A 16,126-nucleotide genomic window follows, 5' to 3' on the forward strand; every position below is an offset into this window, starting at 1 on the left:
CCCCCTTTCTTGGCGGAAAAATGGAGCGAGCGTTTGATGCCAAATACCGATTTATTGCTAACTCATTGATTTATTTGAATTTATTCGGTCATTCAAATTTTGGAAACTGCACGAAAAAGCAGCACAACTGACGACAGAAGATGCCTCCCGTTAACTCAATGGGAAGCATATGAACGCACCGTCAATCCAAAGCAATCACGACAAATCAAGCCAACCTCTGCACGCTCTTCAACTGCAAGATGCCTTGCTGCGGATGCAGACCGTCACCCAGGCCACCGGGCTATCGGCTGCAACGATTTACCGAAAGGTAGCCGCCGGCGAGTTGCCGGTTGTGAAAATGGGCAAGCGCTGCACCCGCTTTCGAGCCTCCGATGTGAGGGCCTTCATTCAAGCGCAAGGGGTTTGACTATGGGGGGCCATGGTCAAAGGGCTGTCAGCTGCATTCTTCGGATGCAGCCGTTGAACCGCAAGAGAGGCAATCAGATCCTTAGCACGGCAGCAAAACACAATCGTCGCGCCAACGCGGCTGAAGTGAGGGCATCACCAAACATCAATTCGGCCCGCTCGCACTTCAATGAAACTCTGGCTGGGCCTGAAACCGCTGATGGAGTCGCGGCACTGGCGAATCAAATGATGAAAGCCGCCGGGGTAATGCCGCGAAAGGATGCAGTCCTCGCCATTGAACTGGTCTTCAGCCTTCCCAAAGACCATCAAATTGATGATCGAGCATTTTTCATCGACTGCACTAAATGGGCGGGTAGCCGCTTTGGCGGTGAAGCGAATGTTCTCAGCTCAGACATTCACAGAGATGAAAAGCACCCACATTGCCACGTGCTTGTGCTGCCACTTCTGAACGGCAAGTTATCCGCATCAAAGTTGCTCGGCAACCGCGAACAGATTGCCGCTACCCAACAGAATTTCTTTGAGGCTGTGGCCTCAAACCATGGACTCACAAAACCCACTGCAAGGCTCTCAGGGGACGCAAAAAGGGCGGGGGCGCAGGCGGTACTCAAGAGGCTCCGCGAAGTTAGCGATGGAGCTATCGGAAGCCTAGTTTGGGGTGCTTTGCGTGATGCAATTGAGCAAAACCCGGAACCATTTATTTTGGAGCTTGGGATTGATTTTGCTGATGTGAAAGCCTTTGCGACGGCGACGAAGGTGGAGAAGCCGAGCCGGACATTTGCACAAATCATGACCGGAAAGGGCCGTTCAACGGCTGAAGACAAGAATCCCTATAGGACGTTTGACCACCCGAAGGTTGAAACTTCCTATAGGACACCAATCCCGAAAAATGCAAACGTCCTACCTTGTGTAGGGCGCACACAAAAGTCAACATTTGCACAGCCAACAGTTCCGCCCCCTGTCACTTCATTGCCATTGCCAGTGGCCCAAATTGAGCACCTAGTCTGGAAGCGTGAAAGGGACTCCGAGCGGCCGGCCTCAGCTTTTGACAGCGAGACCGGTGAATATGTCGAGGCACCTCAAAAGCTCAACCTGCAAAAGGGTAAGGCAAGGGCGTATGTAGCCGACGTACTGGGGAGAACAGGACGCAGATGCTAGAGCCTGAGTTGCGTTCGGCAGCAGCGTGACCGACAAAGTCCCAAGAGAAGAAATGAGGCTAGCGCTGCTGGCCGAACTGCCCGGCAAAAAGCCGAAGCTGCCGAGCGGCACCTATAAAACAGACTTGGCGTAGAGCGCCCCTCCCGGGAGGCTAAGGTTGCCCCCCAGCGAGACGCAAAGGCGTCATCTGAGCGACGATGCGCTGCTGGTGCACATCAAGGCTGTTCACGTCCAGAGTCGTGGGGGTTACGGCTGGCCGCGCGTCTGGAAGGAGCTGCTCGCACGGAGCATTCGTGTGGGCAAGAAGCGATTCAAGGTTACGACGGACAGCAACCATGCGCTGCCGATCTCGCCCAATCTACTCAACCGCGAGTTCACGATGAGCGAGCCGGACCGAGTCTGGGCTGGCGACGTCACCTACATCGCCACGGACGAGGGCAGGCTGTTCTGGCCGTTGTGATCGATCTGTTCAGCCGGTAAGTGGTGGGCTGGTCGCTGCAAGAAACCATGACGCGAGGCCTTGTCATCGACGCGCTGCGCATGGCCTAGTTCAAGCGGTAGCCGTGCAAGCCATTCTCAGCTCGGTTATGGGATACGGGTTCCAGGGGCAAGGTCATTCTTCGGGACAAAAGCGGCTTCCTTCAAGCTATCAATCAAGGGTCTACAGAGCGAGCAGACCGAAGCCGATGGATCAACGACTGACATGTTCGACGGCGGTTAACTACCAACTGGCTCGTCCGATGATCTACCTTGCATCCCGGATGCAACTACTTTGGCGCCCTACGCTTGGACTTACCGAGAGAACTAACAAGGCGTTGAATGGCTCACATGAATCGGTACTTGTGGCAAAAATGCGTCGCAACGATTGCCCAATACAAGATGTGGGGAAATGCTCGGTTTTGCCGAGGTAATCGAACTAAGGCGGGGGAACAAATGGGGGCACACGCCGATATGGAAAACGTAGATCACCGTGTTCATCGATGTTATCTAGCAGCATTGGATTCTTGCCGGTGCACCATCATTGCCCAGGCGCGGGATGCGCTATTGGCAAGACCGCCGCGATGGCCGCGAAGGCCCTGGCAAAACCTCCCCAGCTGAAACGCAAGCTCAATGCGAATTCGACTCTCAAGTGCGTCGCCGAGTACAGCTACGTCGGCACAAGATGGCGGTCTATAACTTCGAGAAGGCCAAAACCCAGTTGGCGGACAAGCTGGCCTTCAGATCCTTGCTGGCAGGGGCGAACCAGGTCATCGACTCAAACAAGCACACGGTACTCACAAGCTATCGAAGCCCTGATGACCCGGGTGTCGTCGCCCGTTTGCTTACGCCGAGCAGTCGCCAGCTTGAAGTGCCCCGAGGCCCTTTCTACACGGCCCAGTACGAAGCGCGGCCAAGCTGAGCCGCGAGTCCACCGGCCCGCAGGCCACCTCTATTCGGGCAACTCAGCCTCCAGGCGCTGAATTTCCTCCTGCAGAGTGCCGCGGCTGCGGAAGTTCCTGCCCGCCTTGCCATACCAGTATTCGGCGTCTTCGAGGTCGCCCTCCTGGAGATGCAGGATGCCGTGCAACCAGGCCGCCTGCGGCGAGTCCTCGGACTGCACCCGATGGTGGGCTTCGTTCCAGCGCCCCTCGTGCAGATGCAGCAGAACTTCACGAATCGTACTCATGGGCAGACTCCTTCGTCACAGAGCACGGGGCCGGGCTCGCCTCATTCCGGCTTGGCCGGCGCCGCAAACCAGGCGCTTTTGGGCACGAACTTGGCCTGGGCCGGGTCGGCCAGATAATGCGGCGACATGATTTGCACGCCGTACTCATTGAACACGTCCTGGATATGGGCATGCAACTGGCTCAAGACCATGGCGCGCGGCCGTGGTTCGCTGGGGATGGCCTGGCAGACCAGGCGGTATTCCGGGTAGAAGTCTGACAAAGCCGTTTGATAGACCTGGGGCGCAGGCGCGGCCAGCACACCGTTGGTGCGGCGAGCCGCCTCGATCAGCATGGCCTCGACCTGGCGCCAGGGCGTGTCATAACCGATGGTCACCGTGGTGTCGACGATGAAGCCGGGGCCGCGCACGGTGCGCGAGTAGTTCTTGGTCACCGTGCTCAGCACCAGGGAGTTGGGCAGGGTGAGTTCCTCGCCCAGGCCGGTGCGTATGCGGGTGGTGAACATGCCCAGCTCGGTGATGGTGCCCTCGTGATCGGCGATGCGCACGAATTCGCCCACACGGATGGTGCGGGAGAACATCAGAATCATGCCGCTGGCGCCCTGACCGACGATGCTGGAGGCACCCAGCGAGATCATCAGACCCAGCAGCACCGACATGCCTTTGAAGGCCTCGCTGCCCGAGCCGGGCAGATAGGGATAGGCCATCACCAGGGCGAACAACCAGATGGCGATGCTGATGATGCGGCGCGAGGCGCGCACGGTATCGCAGTCCAGCCAGCCCAGCGTGGCCTCGCCGCGTTCGATGCGGTCGAACACCGGCCGCAAGATATTGATGACGCCGCGGGCCATGGCGAAGATCACCAGGGCAATGAAGAGATCGGGCAGGGCGTGCAGGATGCCGCCGCCTATGCGCTTGGCCACCTCGATGAGGTAGCCGCTGAGCTGCTCACCCCAGGGGCGGGTGTAGGGAAACTGGCTCAGGCAGAAGCTCAGCCACTGGTAGCTGAGCAGGGCCAGGATCACCCAGCTGAACAGGCGCACGGCCAGGCGGGTCGCGGTCAGCAGCTTGTCGCGCTGCAGCAGCTGGGCACCGGCAATCTGCAGGCTGGCGCCGGTCTTGCTCATCAGGGCCGCCAGGCGGATGCTGGCCAGGCGGCGCCCGCGCAGCAGCAGGACCACCAGACCGGCAAAGGCCAGCGTGGCCAGCAACACGGCCAGGGCCGCATGCCAGAGGCGCTTGCCCTCGCGGCTTTCGCGCGTTTCGGCAATCAGTTGTTCGATCTGGTGCTTGGCGGCGGCCGTGGCGGCATCCAGGGTCTCGTGATGGTCCAGATCGACGTCGTCCGGCGCGAGGATGAAGACCATCTCCCCGTCCACCATCAGGACGCGGCCCTGCGCCTCCTTGCGTACCGTCACCACGCCCTCGCCGACACGGGCCAGCACCTCATTCATCACCAACTGGGCCCGGCGCGCCCGGTCGGCCGCCTGGGTGCCCATAAAGCTGGCGCGGAAGCTCGTCAGCTGGCGATTGAAGACCCGGACCGGCACCCCCTCTGCCACCGCCGCGACCACCGCCTGGCTGGCGGCCTGAGGCGGCGGCGCCACATCCTGCGCCAGGCAGACCGTCCCTGCTAACAAGGACAAGGCCAGCAGCGCCAGCCCCCTCGACACGGCCCGTGGCCAGATCCATCGCTTCATTGATTGCTGCCCTAAGTTGAATTCCGTATGGTGCGATGCACCCAGATCCCTCAAGCTGAGTCGGCATTCTTTACCCACGGGTACGGGACTTGCAAGAGCCTTGTTTCCCTCGTTTGCTTCCCCCGGAGTCTTCAGCCATCATGCACGCGCTCACCCTCCCCGCCCCGGGCCATTACGACGAGATGCTGCTGGACAGCGGCGCCCTGCGGCCGCATTACCAGCCCTTCGCCAACTGGCTGCACGCGCAAACGCCGGAAGCCCTGGCCAAGAAGCGCGCCGAGGCCGATCTGCTCTTCCACCGGGTCGGCATCACCTTCGCCGTCTACGGCGACGAGGCCGGCGCCGAGCGCCTGATCCCCTTCGACACCGTGCCCCGCATCGTGCCCGCCTCGGAGTGGCAGATGCTGGAGGCCGGCCTGCGCCAGCGGGTCAGCGCGCTGAACAAGTTCTTGTGGGACATCTACCACGGGCATGAAATCATCAAGGCCGGCCTGATCCCGGCCGAGCAGGTGTTTGCCAATGCCCAGTACCAGCCCGCCATGCAGGGCCTGGACCTGCCGCATGGCATCTACACCCATATCACCGGGGTGGACCTGATCCGCCACTCGGACGGCGGCTACTACGTGCTGGAAGACAATCTGCGCGTGCCCTCCGGCGTGTCTTACATGCTGGAAAACCGCAAGATGATGATGCGGCTCTTCCCCGAGCTGTTTGCCCGCTACCCGGTGGCGCCGGTGGCGCACTACCCCACCCTCTTGCTCAACACCTTGCGCCACGCCAGCGTGGCCGAGCAGCCCACCGTCGTCGTGCTGACGCCGGGCCCCTTCAACAGCGCCTATTTCGAGCATGCCTTCCTGGCCCAGCAGATGGGGGTGGAGCTGGTGGAGGGCCAGGACTTGTTCGTCAAGGACGAGTACCTGTATATGCGCACCACCGTGGGGCCGCAGCGGGTCGATGTGATCTACCGCCGCATCGACGACGCCTTCCTCGACCCGCTGGCCTTCCGCGCCGATTCGATGTTAGGCGTGCCGGGCCTGCTCTCGGTCTACAAGCAAGGCCATGTGATCCTGGCCAATGCCATCGGCACGGGCGTGGCGGACGACAAGTCCATCTACCCCTATGTGCCGGACATGATCCGCTTCTACCTGGGCGAGGAGCCCATCCTCCACAATGTGCCGACCTGGCAATGCCGCAAGCCCGCCGACCTGGACCATGTGCTGGCCAAGATGGGCGAGCTGGTGGTCAAGGAGGTGCATGGTGCGGGCGGTTACGGCATGCTGGTGGGGCCGGCCTCCACAGCCGCAGAGATTGCGGACTTCCGCGCCCGCGTCAACGCCAACCCCAGCAACTACATCGCCCAGCCCACGCTATGCCTGTCCAGCTGCCCGACCTTTGTGGAGAGCGGCATCGCGCCCCGCCACATCGACCTGCGCCCCTTTGTGCTGACCGGCCGTGAGGTCACGATGGTGGCCGGCGGCCTGACCCGCGTGGCGCTCAAGCAGGGCTCGCTGGTGGTGAACAGCAGCCAGGGCGGCGGCACCAAAGACACCTGGATTCTGGAGAACTGACTCGACATCTAAAGGCAACCACAGAGTCACGGAGACACAGAGCAAATGCTCTTTTTTCGGCCTCAGTGCCTCAGTGCCTCTGTGGTTGCATTTCTGCATTCGTGTCAGCTGACCTGGATGACACGTTGCGCAATGGAGAACTGCATATGTTGTCAAGAACCGCCGCCCAGCTCTACTGGATGAGCCGCTACGTCGAACGCGCCGAGAACCTTGTGCGCATGCTGGACGTGACCCATTCCCTCTCCTTGCTGCCGCAGTCGCGCGGCGCCATGACCGAGCTGGCCGCGCCGCTGGCCGTTACCGGCACGCTGGAGGCTTATCACCACATCCACCAGACCCTGGAGGCCAATCGCCTGTTCAACTTCATGGCGCTGGACCTGAACAACCCGGCCTCGGTGCTCAGCTGCCTGCGCCAGGCGCGCGAGAACGCCCATGCCGTGCGCGGCCAGATCACCAGCGAGATGTGGGAGGCCATCAACGCCACCTGGCTGGAGGGGCGCGAGATGCCCAAACGCGGCGTCGCCGATGTCTCCAGTTTTTACGACTGGGTGAAGGAACGCTCCCACCTGATACGCGGCGCCACCCAGGGCACGCTGCAACGCAACGAGGCCTATCACTTCATCCGCCTGGGCACCTTCATCGAGCGGGCCGACAACACCGCCCGCTTGCTGGATGTGAAGTCGCAGCTGATCGAGCCTGCCGAGGCCGGCCTGGTGCCGGTGGACGTGCCGGTGGAGAGCGCGCCCGACTTCTACACCTGGAGCGCGCTCTTGCGCTCGCTCTCCGCCTTCGAGGCCTACCACGCCGTCTACCGCGACCGGCTGGATGCGCGCCGGGTGGCCGAGCTGCTGATCCTGCGCCCCGATGTGCCGCGCTCGCTGCGCGCCTGCTGCGACGAGATCCGCGACATCCTGCCCCATATCGAAGCGCGCAGCGGCTCGCTGGACGCCGGCCGCATCGTCAAGCAGCTGGCCGGCCGCATGGCCTTGCGCCTGGAGCATGGCACGGTCGACGAGGTGCTGGAGCTGGGCGTGCACCACTGGCTGACCACGTTCTTGCAAAAATCCGCGCAGCTGGGCGACGCCGTGCGCGAAGCCTATTTCGAAGCCAACTGAAGCAGGCCCGCCGTGCAGCTCAGCATCCACCACGAAACGGTTTACCGCTACGCCAGCCCCGTCAAGCGCAGCACCCAGTACCTGCGTTTGACGCCGGTGGACGGGCCGCGCCAGCGCGTCCTCCACTGGAGCCTGAGCCTGCCGGCCCAGGCCAGCCGCTGTCTGGACGCCTACGGCAACACCATGCATGTGCTGACCCTGGACAAGCCGCATGGCGAGATCCATCTGCTGGCCCAAGGTCTGGTCGAGACCGAGGACGGCCCGCCCGCGCCCGAGCCGCAGGACGGCTTGTTCCCGCCCCAGGTGTTCCTGAAAGACTCCGCCCTGACCCAGGCCGATGCCGCCCTGCAAGCCTTTGCCGCCGAGCATGCCGCCGCCATCAAAGCCGAACCGCTGCAGGGCCTGCAGGCGCTGATGCTGGCCCTGGCCGCCCACATGCCCTACACCCCCGGCACGACGGATGCCGCCACCCCGGCGGCCGAGGCCTTTGCCCGCCGCCTGGGCGTGTGCCAGGACCATGCCCAGGTGTTTGCCACCTGTGCCCGCCTGCTCGGTGTGCCAACGCGTTACGTCAGCGGCTATCTGGCAGCGGATGCAGAACATGTGGCCAGCCATGCCTGGGCGGAAGTTCGCCTGCCCGAAGGCTGGTTGGGCTTTGACGTCGCCAACCAATGCCTGGCCGATGCGCGCTACGTCAAGCTGGCCATGGGCTTGGACTATCTGGACGCCAGCCCCGTGCGCGGCATGCGCCTGGGCGGCGGCACCGAAGCCCTGCAGGCCGCGGTCCAGGTCACGCTGGCCCAGAGCCAGACCCAGGCATAAAAACAGGCGCCACCGCCTGGGCTGGGATAATTCCGCGTCTCCCCTTTTGCATCAAGCCTGCCCTGCCCTATGACTTACTGCGTCGCCATGCGCCTCAATGCGGGCCTGCTGTTCGCCTCTGACTCCCGCACCAATGCGGGCGTGGACCAGATCGCCACCTTCAAGAAGATGAGCATCTTCGAGGTACCCGGCGAGCGCCTGATCACCTTGCTGAGCGCCGGCAATCTGGCCACCACGCAAAGCGTCGTCAGCCTGCTGCGCCAGCGCCTGGAGGTCGAGCGGGAGCACCTCTACAACCGCCGCTCCATGTACGACGTGGCCGAGCTGGTGGGCAAGACGGTGAAGGAAATCGTGGCCCGCGACGCCAATGCCCAGAGCCTGGGCCAGGGCGTGGACTTCGGCGGCAACTTCATCGTCGGCGGCCAGATCCGTGGCGAGGCGCCACGCGTCTTCCACGTCTATGCCCAGGGTAATTTCATCGAGGCCACCGAGGACACGCCCTATTTCCAGATCGGCGAATCCAAATACGGCAAGCCCATCATCGACCGGGTGGTGAATATGGACACCTCGCTGGCCGAGGCCGCCAAATGCACCCTGGTCTCCTTCGACTCCACGATACGCAGCAATCTCTCGGTCGGCCTGCCCATCGACATGCTGCTCTACAAGACCGACAGCTTCGCGCCCGCCGAGCCCCACCGCATCACGGCCAGCGACCCCTATTTCAACCAGTTGCGCGAGGGCTGGGGCGGCGGGCTGAAGAAGGTGTTCGCCGGCCTGCCGGACGAAGACTGGTTCAATAAATAGACCCGCTCAGAGCGCCCCATCCACCCGCATCGAGTAGTCCACCGCCCGCACATCCTTGGTCAGGCGGCCGATGGAGATGCGGTCCACGCCGGTGGCGGCGATCCAGCGCAGCTGCTCCAGGGCCACACCGCCCGAGACCTCCAGCAGGGCGCGACCTTGCGTGAGCGCCACGGCCTCGCGCATCTGCGGCTCGCTGAAGTTGTCCAGCAGCACGCTGGTGGCACCGGCATCGAGCGCCTCCTGCAGCTGGGCCAGGGTCTCCACCTCGACCTGGATGTCCACGCCCGACTGCAAGGCCTGGGCGGCGCGCAGGGCGGCGGCCACGCCACCGGCGGCGGCAATATGGTTTTCCTTGATCAGGATGCCGGCATACAGGGCCAGGCGCTGGTTGGCGCCGCCGCCCACCCTAACGGCATATTTCTGCGCCAGGCGCAGGCCGGGGATGGTCTTGCGCGTGTCCAGCACCACGCAGCCGCGCGGGTTGGTGCTGGCGCCGGCGATGGCCTGCACATGGGCATGGGTCAGCGTGGCCGTGGCCGAGAGCAGTTGCAAGAAGTTGAGCGCCGGCCGCTCGGCCGACAAGAGGGCGCGGCCATCGGCCTCGATCCGGCAGACGAGGCTGTCGGCCTGCATCTGCGCGCCCTCGGCGTACAGCCATTCGATGCGGGCGCTGGTGTCCAGCGCGGCGAACACGCCATCGAACCAATCGCGCCCGCACAGTACCGCTTGCTCACGCACCCGCACATGGGCGCGCACCCGGCGGCCGGCCGGCACCAGCTGGGCGGTCCAGTCGCAGACCCCGATGTCTTCCATCAGCGCCTCATGGATATTGCGGGCGCGGGCTTGTTCCAGGGTTTCGTTATGGCTGAACATGGGGCGGAGGCGGTTGATAGCGAGGGAGGCGAATTTTAGGCGGGCTCGCCAACCGTGAGCGAGATGCCGCCGACGCCCTCGATCTCGCCCCGGATCACATCGCCCGGCTTGAGCGGGCCGACGCCCTCGGGCGTGCCGGTGTAGATCAGATCGCCCGGCTGCAGGTGGTAGAGCTGGGACAGGTTGGCGACGATCTCGGGCACCTTCCAGATCATGTCGGCCAGATCGCCCTGCTGCTTCGTAACGCCATTCACCGCCAGACTGATGCGGCCGCGCGTCAGCGGGCCGCTCTCGCTGGCGCGCACCAGCTCGCCGATGATGGCCGACTGCTCAAAGCCCTTGGCCGTGTCCCAGGGCCGGCCGGCGGCCTTGGACTCGGCCTGCAGATCGCGGCGCGTCATGTCCAGGCCGGCGGCATAGGCCCAGACGGCGGCCTGCGCGGCCTCGGGCCTCACTTTGAAAACCGGCGCGCCGATGGCGATCACCAGCTCCATCTCGTAGTGGTAGTTCTGCGTGCCCGGCGGATAGGGCACGGTGCTGCCGGAGGGCGTCAGGGCGCTGGCCGGCTTGGTGAAATAAAACGGCGGTTCGCGATCCGGGTCGCTGCCCATCTCGCGGGCATGGGCGGCGTAATTGCGGCCGACGCAGAAAATCCGGCTGACGGCATAGCGGGCGCTGCTGCCGCGCACGGCCACGCTGGCCTGCTCGGGCGGGGGAAAGACATAAGAGCTCATCTGAATCTGCCTTGCTCGGTGATGAAGTCTCAGAAGCGGCACAGCATACATACTTGCGCCCATGCGATATTTTTCTTCCCCAGCCCCCCAGTCCCGACTGGTCGCGCTGAGCATTGCGATGGCCTGGGCCCTGAGCCTGGGCGGCTGCGCCAGCCGCGCGCCCAGCAAACCCAGCTCCGGCCCGGCCACCAAGCGCCCGGCCCCGGCACCCAGCCCCGACAAGGACGGCCCCGAGGCCACCATCCCCGCCAATCTCGAACGTGTGCCCAATGCCAGCCCGCAGCTGGAGCCCATACGCAAGGGCGGGCCCAACAAGCCTTACGAGGTGCTGGGCCAGCGCTACGAGCCCATCACCGAGGACAAGCCCCTGGTGGAAACCGGCCTGGCCTCCTGGTATGGCAAGAAGTTCCACGGCCGCCCCACCTCCAGCGGCGAAATCTACAATATGTACGCGATGACCGGCGCCCATGCCACCATCCCCATCCCCAGCTACGCGCGGGTGCGCAATCCGGCCAATGGGCGCGAGGTGATCCTGCGCATCAATGACCGTGGCCCCTTCCACAAGGGCCGCATCATCGACCTCAGCTACACCGCCGCCCTCAAGCTAGGCGTCTTGCACGGCGTGGCCAAGGTCGAGGTGGAACGCATCACCTACGAAGATATACGCAGCGGCGCCTGGCAGCGCAGCGGCGCCTGGCAGCGCAGCGGCGATGAAGCGCCGGTCTACGCCGCCGCCGAGCCCGTCGGCGCGCCGCAGCAGACCCGTACCGAACAGCTGGCAGCCCCTCCGCTGGCGGGCCCGGTGGCCGATGTGCCGGTCTCGGCCGGCAATCCCGCCCCCATGCCCAGAGTGGCGGCGCCGGGCTTCTGGATTCAATTCGGCGCCTTCAGCAAGCTGGACGGGGCCGAGTCCTTCCGCAAGAAGCTGGTGCAGGAGGCCGACTGGATGGCTCCGCTGCTGGCGGTGTTCAAGGACCGCAGCCTGCACCGCCTGCAGGCCGGCCCCTACGCCAGCCGCGACGACGCGCGCCAGGCCGCCGAGCGGGTGCGCCAGGCCCTGGCGGTGCAGGCCGTGGTGGTGGAGCGGCGCTGAGACGGATCCCGGTTGTCGATCGATAACCAGGCAATTCAACGGAGGCTTGTGCAAACAGAAGCGACTGGTGATGATGGGGCTCAGCCCATGTTCTCCCGCGCATTCGATGCCGCCTTTTGACGCCAACACCTTGATGCTGGTCACCGCCGTGTTCAACGGCTTCATGGCCCTTGTCTGGCTGGTGCTGGGGCGTTTATTCCGCATCGCCCCCCAGGCCAGCCTTTTGCTGCTCGCCGCCAACCTCGTCTCCATCCCCGGCCTCTACTGCCCCGGCTGCTCCAGGCTGTGGCCGGCCGCCCTGGGGCCCTGGATGAATGAGCTGGCCCTGGTGATCAGCATGGCCTTGCTGGCCCTGGGCGTGCGCAAGCTGATGCGCCTGCGCTTTCGCTTTGCCGCACTGACGCTGCTGCTGGCCGCCGCGCTCCTAGGCAGCCTGCTGCTGAGCAGCCAGGGGCATGCCGAGGCAAGCCTGGCCTTGCTGTCGCTGAGCATGAGCGCGCTGACCCTGTCGGCCTGCCGCGACGTGCTGGTGGGCCGCGCCACCGGCCAGCCCCTGGGCGTCACCCTCTTGCTGAGCATGCCGTTCGCCCTGTGGTCGCTGATGATGCTGGCCCAGGCCCTGACCTTGCTGTGCCTGCCGCAGTGGCGCGACTGGTTTTTGCACGAAGACATCCCCAGCGTGCCCCTGGCCTGGGCCGATCTCTTCATCGAGCTCTGCATAGGCATCAGCCTGGTCGGCCTGGTGGTGGCCCGCCTGATCGATCGGATCACGCACATGGTTCTGCGCGACAGCCTGACCGACACCCTCAACCGCCGTGCCCTCCGTGGGGAGCTGCGCCGCCTGCAAGCCCAGGTGGCGCGTGGCCAGCATCATTGCCTGGCCATGATCGATGTGGATCATTTCAAACGCTTCAACGACCAGCACGGCCACGCCTGCGGCGATGCCGCGCTGCGCCATCTGGTCCAGGTGCTGCGCACCAAGATGCGCGCGCTGGACCTGCTCGGCCGCGTGGGCGGCGAGGAGTTCTGCCTGCTGCTGCCCCACACCACCCTGGCGGATGCCCAGAAAGTCGCCGAACGCATGGCCCAGGCCCTGCGCAGCGAGCCCCTGCAATGGCAGGGCCAGGCCTTGCGCATGACGGCCAGCTTCGGCCTCATGCCCTGCTTGCAGGACGACCCTCTGGGCGACAAAACCCTGGCCATGGCCGACGGCCTGCTCTACCGCGCCAAGGCCCTGGGCCGCGACCGCGTCTGCGCCGAGGCCCCGGAACCACAGGTGGCCCCGCGATGAACAGCAGCCCGCTCGCCACCGACCCCTTCACCCTGCTGGCCGCCATGGTGCTGATCCTGCTGCTGGCCGGCCTGTTCTGGGCCGCCATGGCCAGTTCCTTGAAGGTGGTGCCCAAGGTCTCGGCCTGCGTGGCCCTGGCCAATCTGCTAGTGGCCGGCTCCTTGGCCGCCCACGCCTTGCGCGGCGTGGCCCCGGACCTGCTGACTTTCTGGGGTTCGGACGCCATGTCCCTGGCCGGTCTGGCGGCCTTGCGCGCCGGCATGCCGGCCTTGAGCCAGAAGCCCCTGGCCTGGCGCAGCGGTCTGGCCATCTGGCTCTGCGCCGTCGGGACGCTGGCCACCCTGCCTTATGCAGGCGATCTGCACCCGCACAGCGGCATCGTGTACAGCGGCCTGGCCTTGCTGGCCGGCCTGGCCGCCCTGGACACCTGGCGGCAGCTGCGCAGCCGGGTCAAGCCCGGGCTGAGCGCGCTTCTGTCGGGGCCGCTCTTCATCATCTGCGCCCTGCTGGCGCAACGGGCCCTGGCGTCCTTCTTGCAAGGCGAGGCCTACGCCCCCGATCTGCTGGATGCCGATCACAGCAATCTCGCCTTTCTCTGGGCCACCCTGGCCATGAATCTGCTCATCAACGCCACCCTGGCCTTTCTGGTGCTGATGAAGCTGATCCTGCAGATCCAGCAGCTGACCCGCCAAGATCCGCTGACCCGGGTGCTGAACCGGCGCGCCCTGCAAGAAGCGATCGAGACCGAGCACCAGCGCATGCAGCGCGGCAAGCCCTATGCCCTGGTGATGATCGATATGGACCACTTCAAGCAGCTCAACGACAGCCTGGGCCATGCGGCCGGTGACGCCGCCCTGCAGCGCCTGGTCGAGGTGCTGGGGCATTCGGTGCGCGATGTGGACTGCATGGGCCGCATGGGCGGCGAGGAGTTCTGCGTGCTGCTGCCGCTGACCGATCTGGCCGGCGCGGCCCTGGTGGCCGAGCGCATGCGCTGGACGCTGGAACAAAGCCAGTTCAACTGGCAGGGCCAGCCCTGGCCGCTGACCGCCAGCTTCGGCATCGCCGAGGCCCTGCCCAGCAACGCCAATGCCGATGCGGTGCTGCACCGCGCCGACCAGGGCATGTACCGGGCCAAGGCCCAGGGGCGCAATCTGGTGCAGGCGCGGGAAGACGAGGGCTAAGCCAAGGCGACGCGGTTGCGGCCCAGGTATTTGGCGCGGTACATGGCGCTCTCGGCCCGCGCCACCAGCAGATCGGTGGCATAGGGCGGGGCATTCGCCAGGCCTATGCTCAGCGTCACATCCAGCTCGGGCGCCAGCTGGGCCCAGGGGAAGCATTCCACCGCCTGGCGCAGGCGTTCGCAGACCTCGAAAGCGCGGTCGGCCACCGTGTCGGGCAGCACGACCAGGAATTCCTCGCCGGCCCAGCGCAGCAGCAGATCGCTGCCGCGGGTGTTGTCGCGCAGCATCTGGGCCAGCTCCTGCAGGACCCGGTCGGCCACGGCCGCACCGTGCTTCTCATGGATGGACTTGAAGCGGTCCACATCGATCAAGGCCAGGGTCAGGGCGCCACCGCCCTGCTCGGCTTGGCGGATCAGGCCCGGCATCCGGGCCGCCATGCAGCGCAGATTGCCCAGGCCGGTCAGCGGATCACGCAACAGGCTTTCGTCCTCCTCGGAGGCGGGCCGGGCCAGCGGGCCGCTGCCGGCCGGCGCCAGCTCCAGGGCCCGTTCGGCCTCCATGCGGCTGAAGAAAAAGCGCGCCTGGGCCATCAGCTGGGTGACGCTGCGTTCACGCTCCAGGCCCTGGTAACGCTCCAGATGGCCGAGAGCTGCTTCGATCCGACCCAGGCGCTTGCAGGCCCGGTAGGCCGCATGGTGCAAGCGCATGGCCAGATTGGCCCGGGCCCGGCCGGCCGATTCGGCCAGCACCTCGTCCAGCGTACGCATGGCCTGCTCGGCCTCGCCCTGGGCCAGGGCTATCTCGGCCGCGATGCAGCGCATGCGCCAGATCAGGGCCATATAGCCAAACTCATGAGCATGGGCCAGCACGCCCTTCAAAAGCGCCTGAGCCTCCACCAGCTCGCCCTGGTGCAGCAGGATCTCCGCGCCATTGGCGTCGCTCAGCGCCAGCAGATAGCTCTCGCCCAGGGCCTGGGCATGGGGGCGCACCGCCTGGGCATGGTGGTAGCCGCGCTGCAAGGCCTCGTTGCGCTCACCTTGATGCTCGGCCTGCTCGCTGTGGCGCAACAGATTGAACATGCCCAGGGCCACCGTGGCCAGATTGTTGTGCGAGACCATGCGCTCGTAGTCGCCGGCGGCCTCACCAAGCAGGGCCGCGGCCTCGGTCATCAAGCGCTCGGCCTGCCAGGGGTCGCCCATGCGCTCCAGGCAGGCGCCGACGGCGTTCAGGGCCACGGCGATCAGGCGTTTATCACCCAGCTCACGGGCGCGGGCCAGGCTTTCGTTGACCGCCGCCAAGGCCTCTTCAAACAGGCCCAGATCGGCGGCGGCGAAGGCCATCCAGCGCAGCAGCTCGCACAGGCGCGGCGTGCTGCCCTGCTCGCGCAACATGGGCAGCAGCTTGTGGCTGGCGGCCAGCATTTCCTCCATCTCGCCACGGCGGTACAAAAAGAAGGCGCGCAGGCAAGCCGCCTCCAGATGCTCGGCCAGATAACCCTGCAGCCGAGCGGCATCGCAAGCCAGGCTGGCCAGCTTCAAACCCAGCTCGACATTCGCCTGGCGCTGCGCATTGGCCGCGGCCAACCATTGGTGGATTTGTTCGCAGGAAACCTCGCTGCCTTCGACTTCTTGCATGAGCGGCCTCTAGCCCCAAGCTTGGCGGATCGCATAGCGTAGCCGAAGTCGCGCAGCCATCCTCACGCTTGTGGACGGCCCGCCACTC

General features: G+C 65.1%; 14 protein-coding genes and 1 pseudogene. 10 read left to right on the forward strand and 5 right to left on the reverse strand.

The window, feature by feature from the left end; translation table 11 throughout:
* Positions 1-169 precede the first annotated feature (169 nt).
* The 3 genes and pseudogenes from HNP55_RS24230 to HNP55_RS09515 form a co-directional block, all read left to right on the forward strand.
* Positions 170-406 carry a helix-turn-helix transcriptional regulator gene (locus tag HNP55_RS24230; RefSeq protein WP_246448301.1) on the forward strand — a complete coding sequence of 79 codons (237 nt, stop codon included), beginning with the start codon at positions 170-172 and terminating at the stop codon, positions 404-406.
* 44 nt (positions 407-450) lie between these two features.
* Entirely contained in the window at positions 451-1,560 is a 1,110-nt protein-coding gene (locus HNP55_RS09510; RefSeq protein WP_348648682.1) for a plasmid recombination protein, read from the forward strand.
* A 178-nt stretch (positions 1,561-1,738) separates the two neighbouring features.
* Positions 1,739-2,106, forward strand: a pseudogene (locus HNP55_RS09515) (DDE-type integrase/transposase/recombinase); the annotation flags it as partial.
* Positions 2,107-2,989: 883 nt separating this feature from the next.
* Here the strand turns inward: HNP55_RS09515 and HNP55_RS09520 are convergent.
* Positions 2,990-3,226, reverse strand: a complete 237-nt coding sequence (locus HNP55_RS09520; RefSeq protein WP_184298586.1) for a hypothetical protein — start codon at positions 3,224-3,226, stop codon at positions 2,990-2,992.
* A 41-nt stretch (positions 3,227-3,267) separates the two neighbouring features.
* Positions 3,268-4,923 carry a mechanosensitive ion channel family protein gene (locus HNP55_RS09525; RefSeq protein WP_184298588.1) on the reverse strand — a complete coding sequence of 552 codons (1,656 nt, stop codon included), beginning with the start codon at positions 4,921-4,923 and terminating at the stop codon, positions 3,268-3,270.
* A 140-nt stretch (positions 4,924-5,063) separates the two neighbouring features.
* Here HNP55_RS09525 and HNP55_RS09530 point away from each other — a divergent pair, with 140 nt between their 5' ends.
* From HNP55_RS09530 to HNP55_RS09545, 4 genes are all read left to right on the forward strand, one after another.
* A complete protein-coding gene (locus tag HNP55_RS09530; protein ID WP_184298590.1) occupies positions 5,064-6,491 on the forward strand; it encodes a circularly permuted type 2 ATP-grasp protein in 1,428 nt (475 codons plus the stop codon).
* Positions 6,492-6,637: 146 nt separating this feature from the next.
* Complete coding sequence (locus HNP55_RS09535; RefSeq protein WP_184298592.1) at positions 6,638-7,606, forward strand: alpha-E domain-containing protein; 969 nt, start codon at positions 6,638-6,640, stop codon at positions 7,604-7,606.
* 12 nt (positions 7,607-7,618) lie between these two features.
* Positions 7,619-8,428, forward strand: a complete 810-nt coding sequence (locus HNP55_RS24240; protein WP_184298594.1) for a transglutaminase N-terminal domain-containing protein — start codon at positions 7,619-7,621, stop codon at positions 8,426-8,428.
* A 69-nt stretch (positions 8,429-8,497) separates the two neighbouring features.
* Positions 8,498-9,232: a proteasome-type protease gene (locus HNP55_RS09545; RefSeq protein ID WP_184298597.1), complete on the forward strand. Its 735-nt coding sequence runs from the start codon at positions 8,498-8,500 to the stop codon at positions 9,230-9,232.
* Positions 9,233-9,238: 6 nt separating this feature from the next.
* On the opposite strand, the gene nadC is transcribed toward HNP55_RS09545, so the two are convergent.
* Together nadC and HNP55_RS09555 are read right to left on the reverse strand one after the other, a co-directional pair.
* A complete protein-coding gene (nadC, locus tag HNP55_RS09550) occupies positions 9,239-10,105 on the reverse strand; it encodes a carboxylating nicotinate-nucleotide diphosphorylase (RefSeq protein WP_184298599.1) in 867 nt (288 codons plus the stop codon).
* 35 nt (positions 10,106-10,140) lie between these two features.
* Complete coding sequence (locus tag HNP55_RS09555; protein ID WP_184298601.1) at positions 10,141-10,839, reverse strand: fumarylacetoacetate hydrolase family protein; 699 nt, start codon at positions 10,837-10,839, stop codon at positions 10,141-10,143.
* A gap of 61 nt (positions 10,840-10,900) precedes the next feature.
* Here HNP55_RS09555 and HNP55_RS09560 point away from each other — a divergent pair, with 61 nt between their 5' ends.
* The 3 genes from HNP55_RS09560 (at position 10,901) to HNP55_RS09570 (ending at position 14,404) form a co-directional block, all read left to right on the forward strand.
* Complete coding sequence (locus HNP55_RS09560; RefSeq protein ID WP_184298603.1) at positions 10,901-11,932, forward strand: septal ring lytic transglycosylase RlpA family protein; 1,032 nt, start codon at positions 10,901-10,903, stop codon at positions 11,930-11,932.
* A gap of 106 nt (positions 11,933-12,038) precedes the next feature.
* Positions 12,039-13,223 carry a GGDEF domain-containing protein gene (locus HNP55_RS09565; RefSeq protein ID WP_184298605.1) on the forward strand — a complete coding sequence of 395 codons (1,185 nt, stop codon included), beginning with the start codon at positions 12,039-12,041 and terminating at the stop codon, positions 13,221-13,223.
* Positions 13,220-14,404, forward strand: coding sequence for a sensor domain-containing diguanylate cyclase (locus HNP55_RS09570; protein ID WP_184298607.1), 1,185 nt, complete (start codon positions 13,220-13,222; stop codon positions 14,402-14,404). The genes HNP55_RS09565 and HNP55_RS09570 overlap by 4 nt, the downstream gene beginning before the upstream one ends.
* Here the strand turns inward: HNP55_RS09570 and HNP55_RS24645 are convergent.
* Positions 14,401-16,038, reverse strand: coding sequence for a tetratricopeptide repeat-containing diguanylate cyclase (locus HNP55_RS24645; RefSeq protein ID WP_184298609.1), 1,638 nt, complete (start codon positions 16,036-16,038; stop codon positions 14,401-14,403). The genes HNP55_RS09570 and HNP55_RS24645 overlap by 4 nt on opposite strands.
* Positions 16,039-16,126 lie beyond the last annotated feature (88 nt).

Origin of the sequence: Roseateles oligotrophus (assembly GCF_014204525.1) — a bacterium.
Taxonomy (GTDB): domain Bacteria; phylum Pseudomonadota; class Gammaproteobacteria; order Burkholderiales; family Burkholderiaceae_C; genus Paucibacter_A; species Paucibacter_A oligotrophus_A.

Bases quoted from the DNA above. Each gene is read 5' to 3' on its own strand.
- HNP55_RS24230 (WP_246448301.1), top strand. From the start codon at position 170: ATGAACGCACCGTCAATCCAAAGCAATCACGACAAATCAAGCCAACCT.
- HNP55_RS09510 (WP_348648682.1), top strand. From the start codon at position 451: ATGCAGCCGTTGAACCGCAAGAGAGGCAATCAGATCCTTAGCACGGCA.
- HNP55_RS09520 (WP_184298586.1), bottom strand. From the start codon at position 3,226: ATGAGTACGATTCGTGAAGTTCTGCTGCATCTGCACGAGGGGCGCTGG.
- HNP55_RS09525 (WP_184298588.1), bottom strand. From the start codon at position 4,923: ATGAAGCGATGGATCTGGCCACGGGCCGTGTCGAGGGGGCTGGCGCTG.
- HNP55_RS09530 (WP_184298590.1), top strand. From the start codon at position 5,064: ATGCACGCGCTCACCCTCCCCGCCCCGGGCCATTACGACGAGATGCTG.
- HNP55_RS09535 (WP_184298592.1), top strand. From the start codon at position 6,638: ATGTTGTCAAGAACCGCCGCCCAGCTCTACTGGATGAGCCGCTACGTC.
- HNP55_RS09545 (WP_184298597.1), top strand. From the start codon at position 8,498: ATGACTTACTGCGTCGCCATGCGCCTCAATGCGGGCCTGCTGTTCGCC.
- nadC (WP_184298599.1), bottom strand. From the start codon at position 10,105: ATGTTCAGCCATAACGAAACCCTGGAACAAGCCCGCGCCCGCAATATC.
- HNP55_RS09555 (WP_184298601.1), bottom strand. From the start codon at position 10,839: ATGAGCTCTTATGTCTTTCCCCCGCCCGAGCAGGCCAGCGTGGCCGTG.
- HNP55_RS09560 (WP_184298603.1), top strand. From the start codon at position 10,901: ATGCGATATTTTTCTTCCCCAGCCCCCCAGTCCCGACTGGTCGCGCTG.
- HNP55_RS09565 (WP_184298605.1), top strand. From the start codon at position 12,039: ATGCCGCCTTTTGACGCCAACACCTTGATGCTGGTCACCGCCGTGTTC.
- HNP55_RS09570 (WP_184298607.1), top strand. From the start codon at position 13,220: ATGAACAGCAGCCCGCTCGCCACCGACCCCTTCACCCTGCTGGCCGCC.
- HNP55_RS24645 (WP_184298609.1), bottom strand. From the start codon at position 16,038: ATGCAAGAAGTCGAAGGCAGCGAGGTTTCCTGCGAACAAATCCACCAA.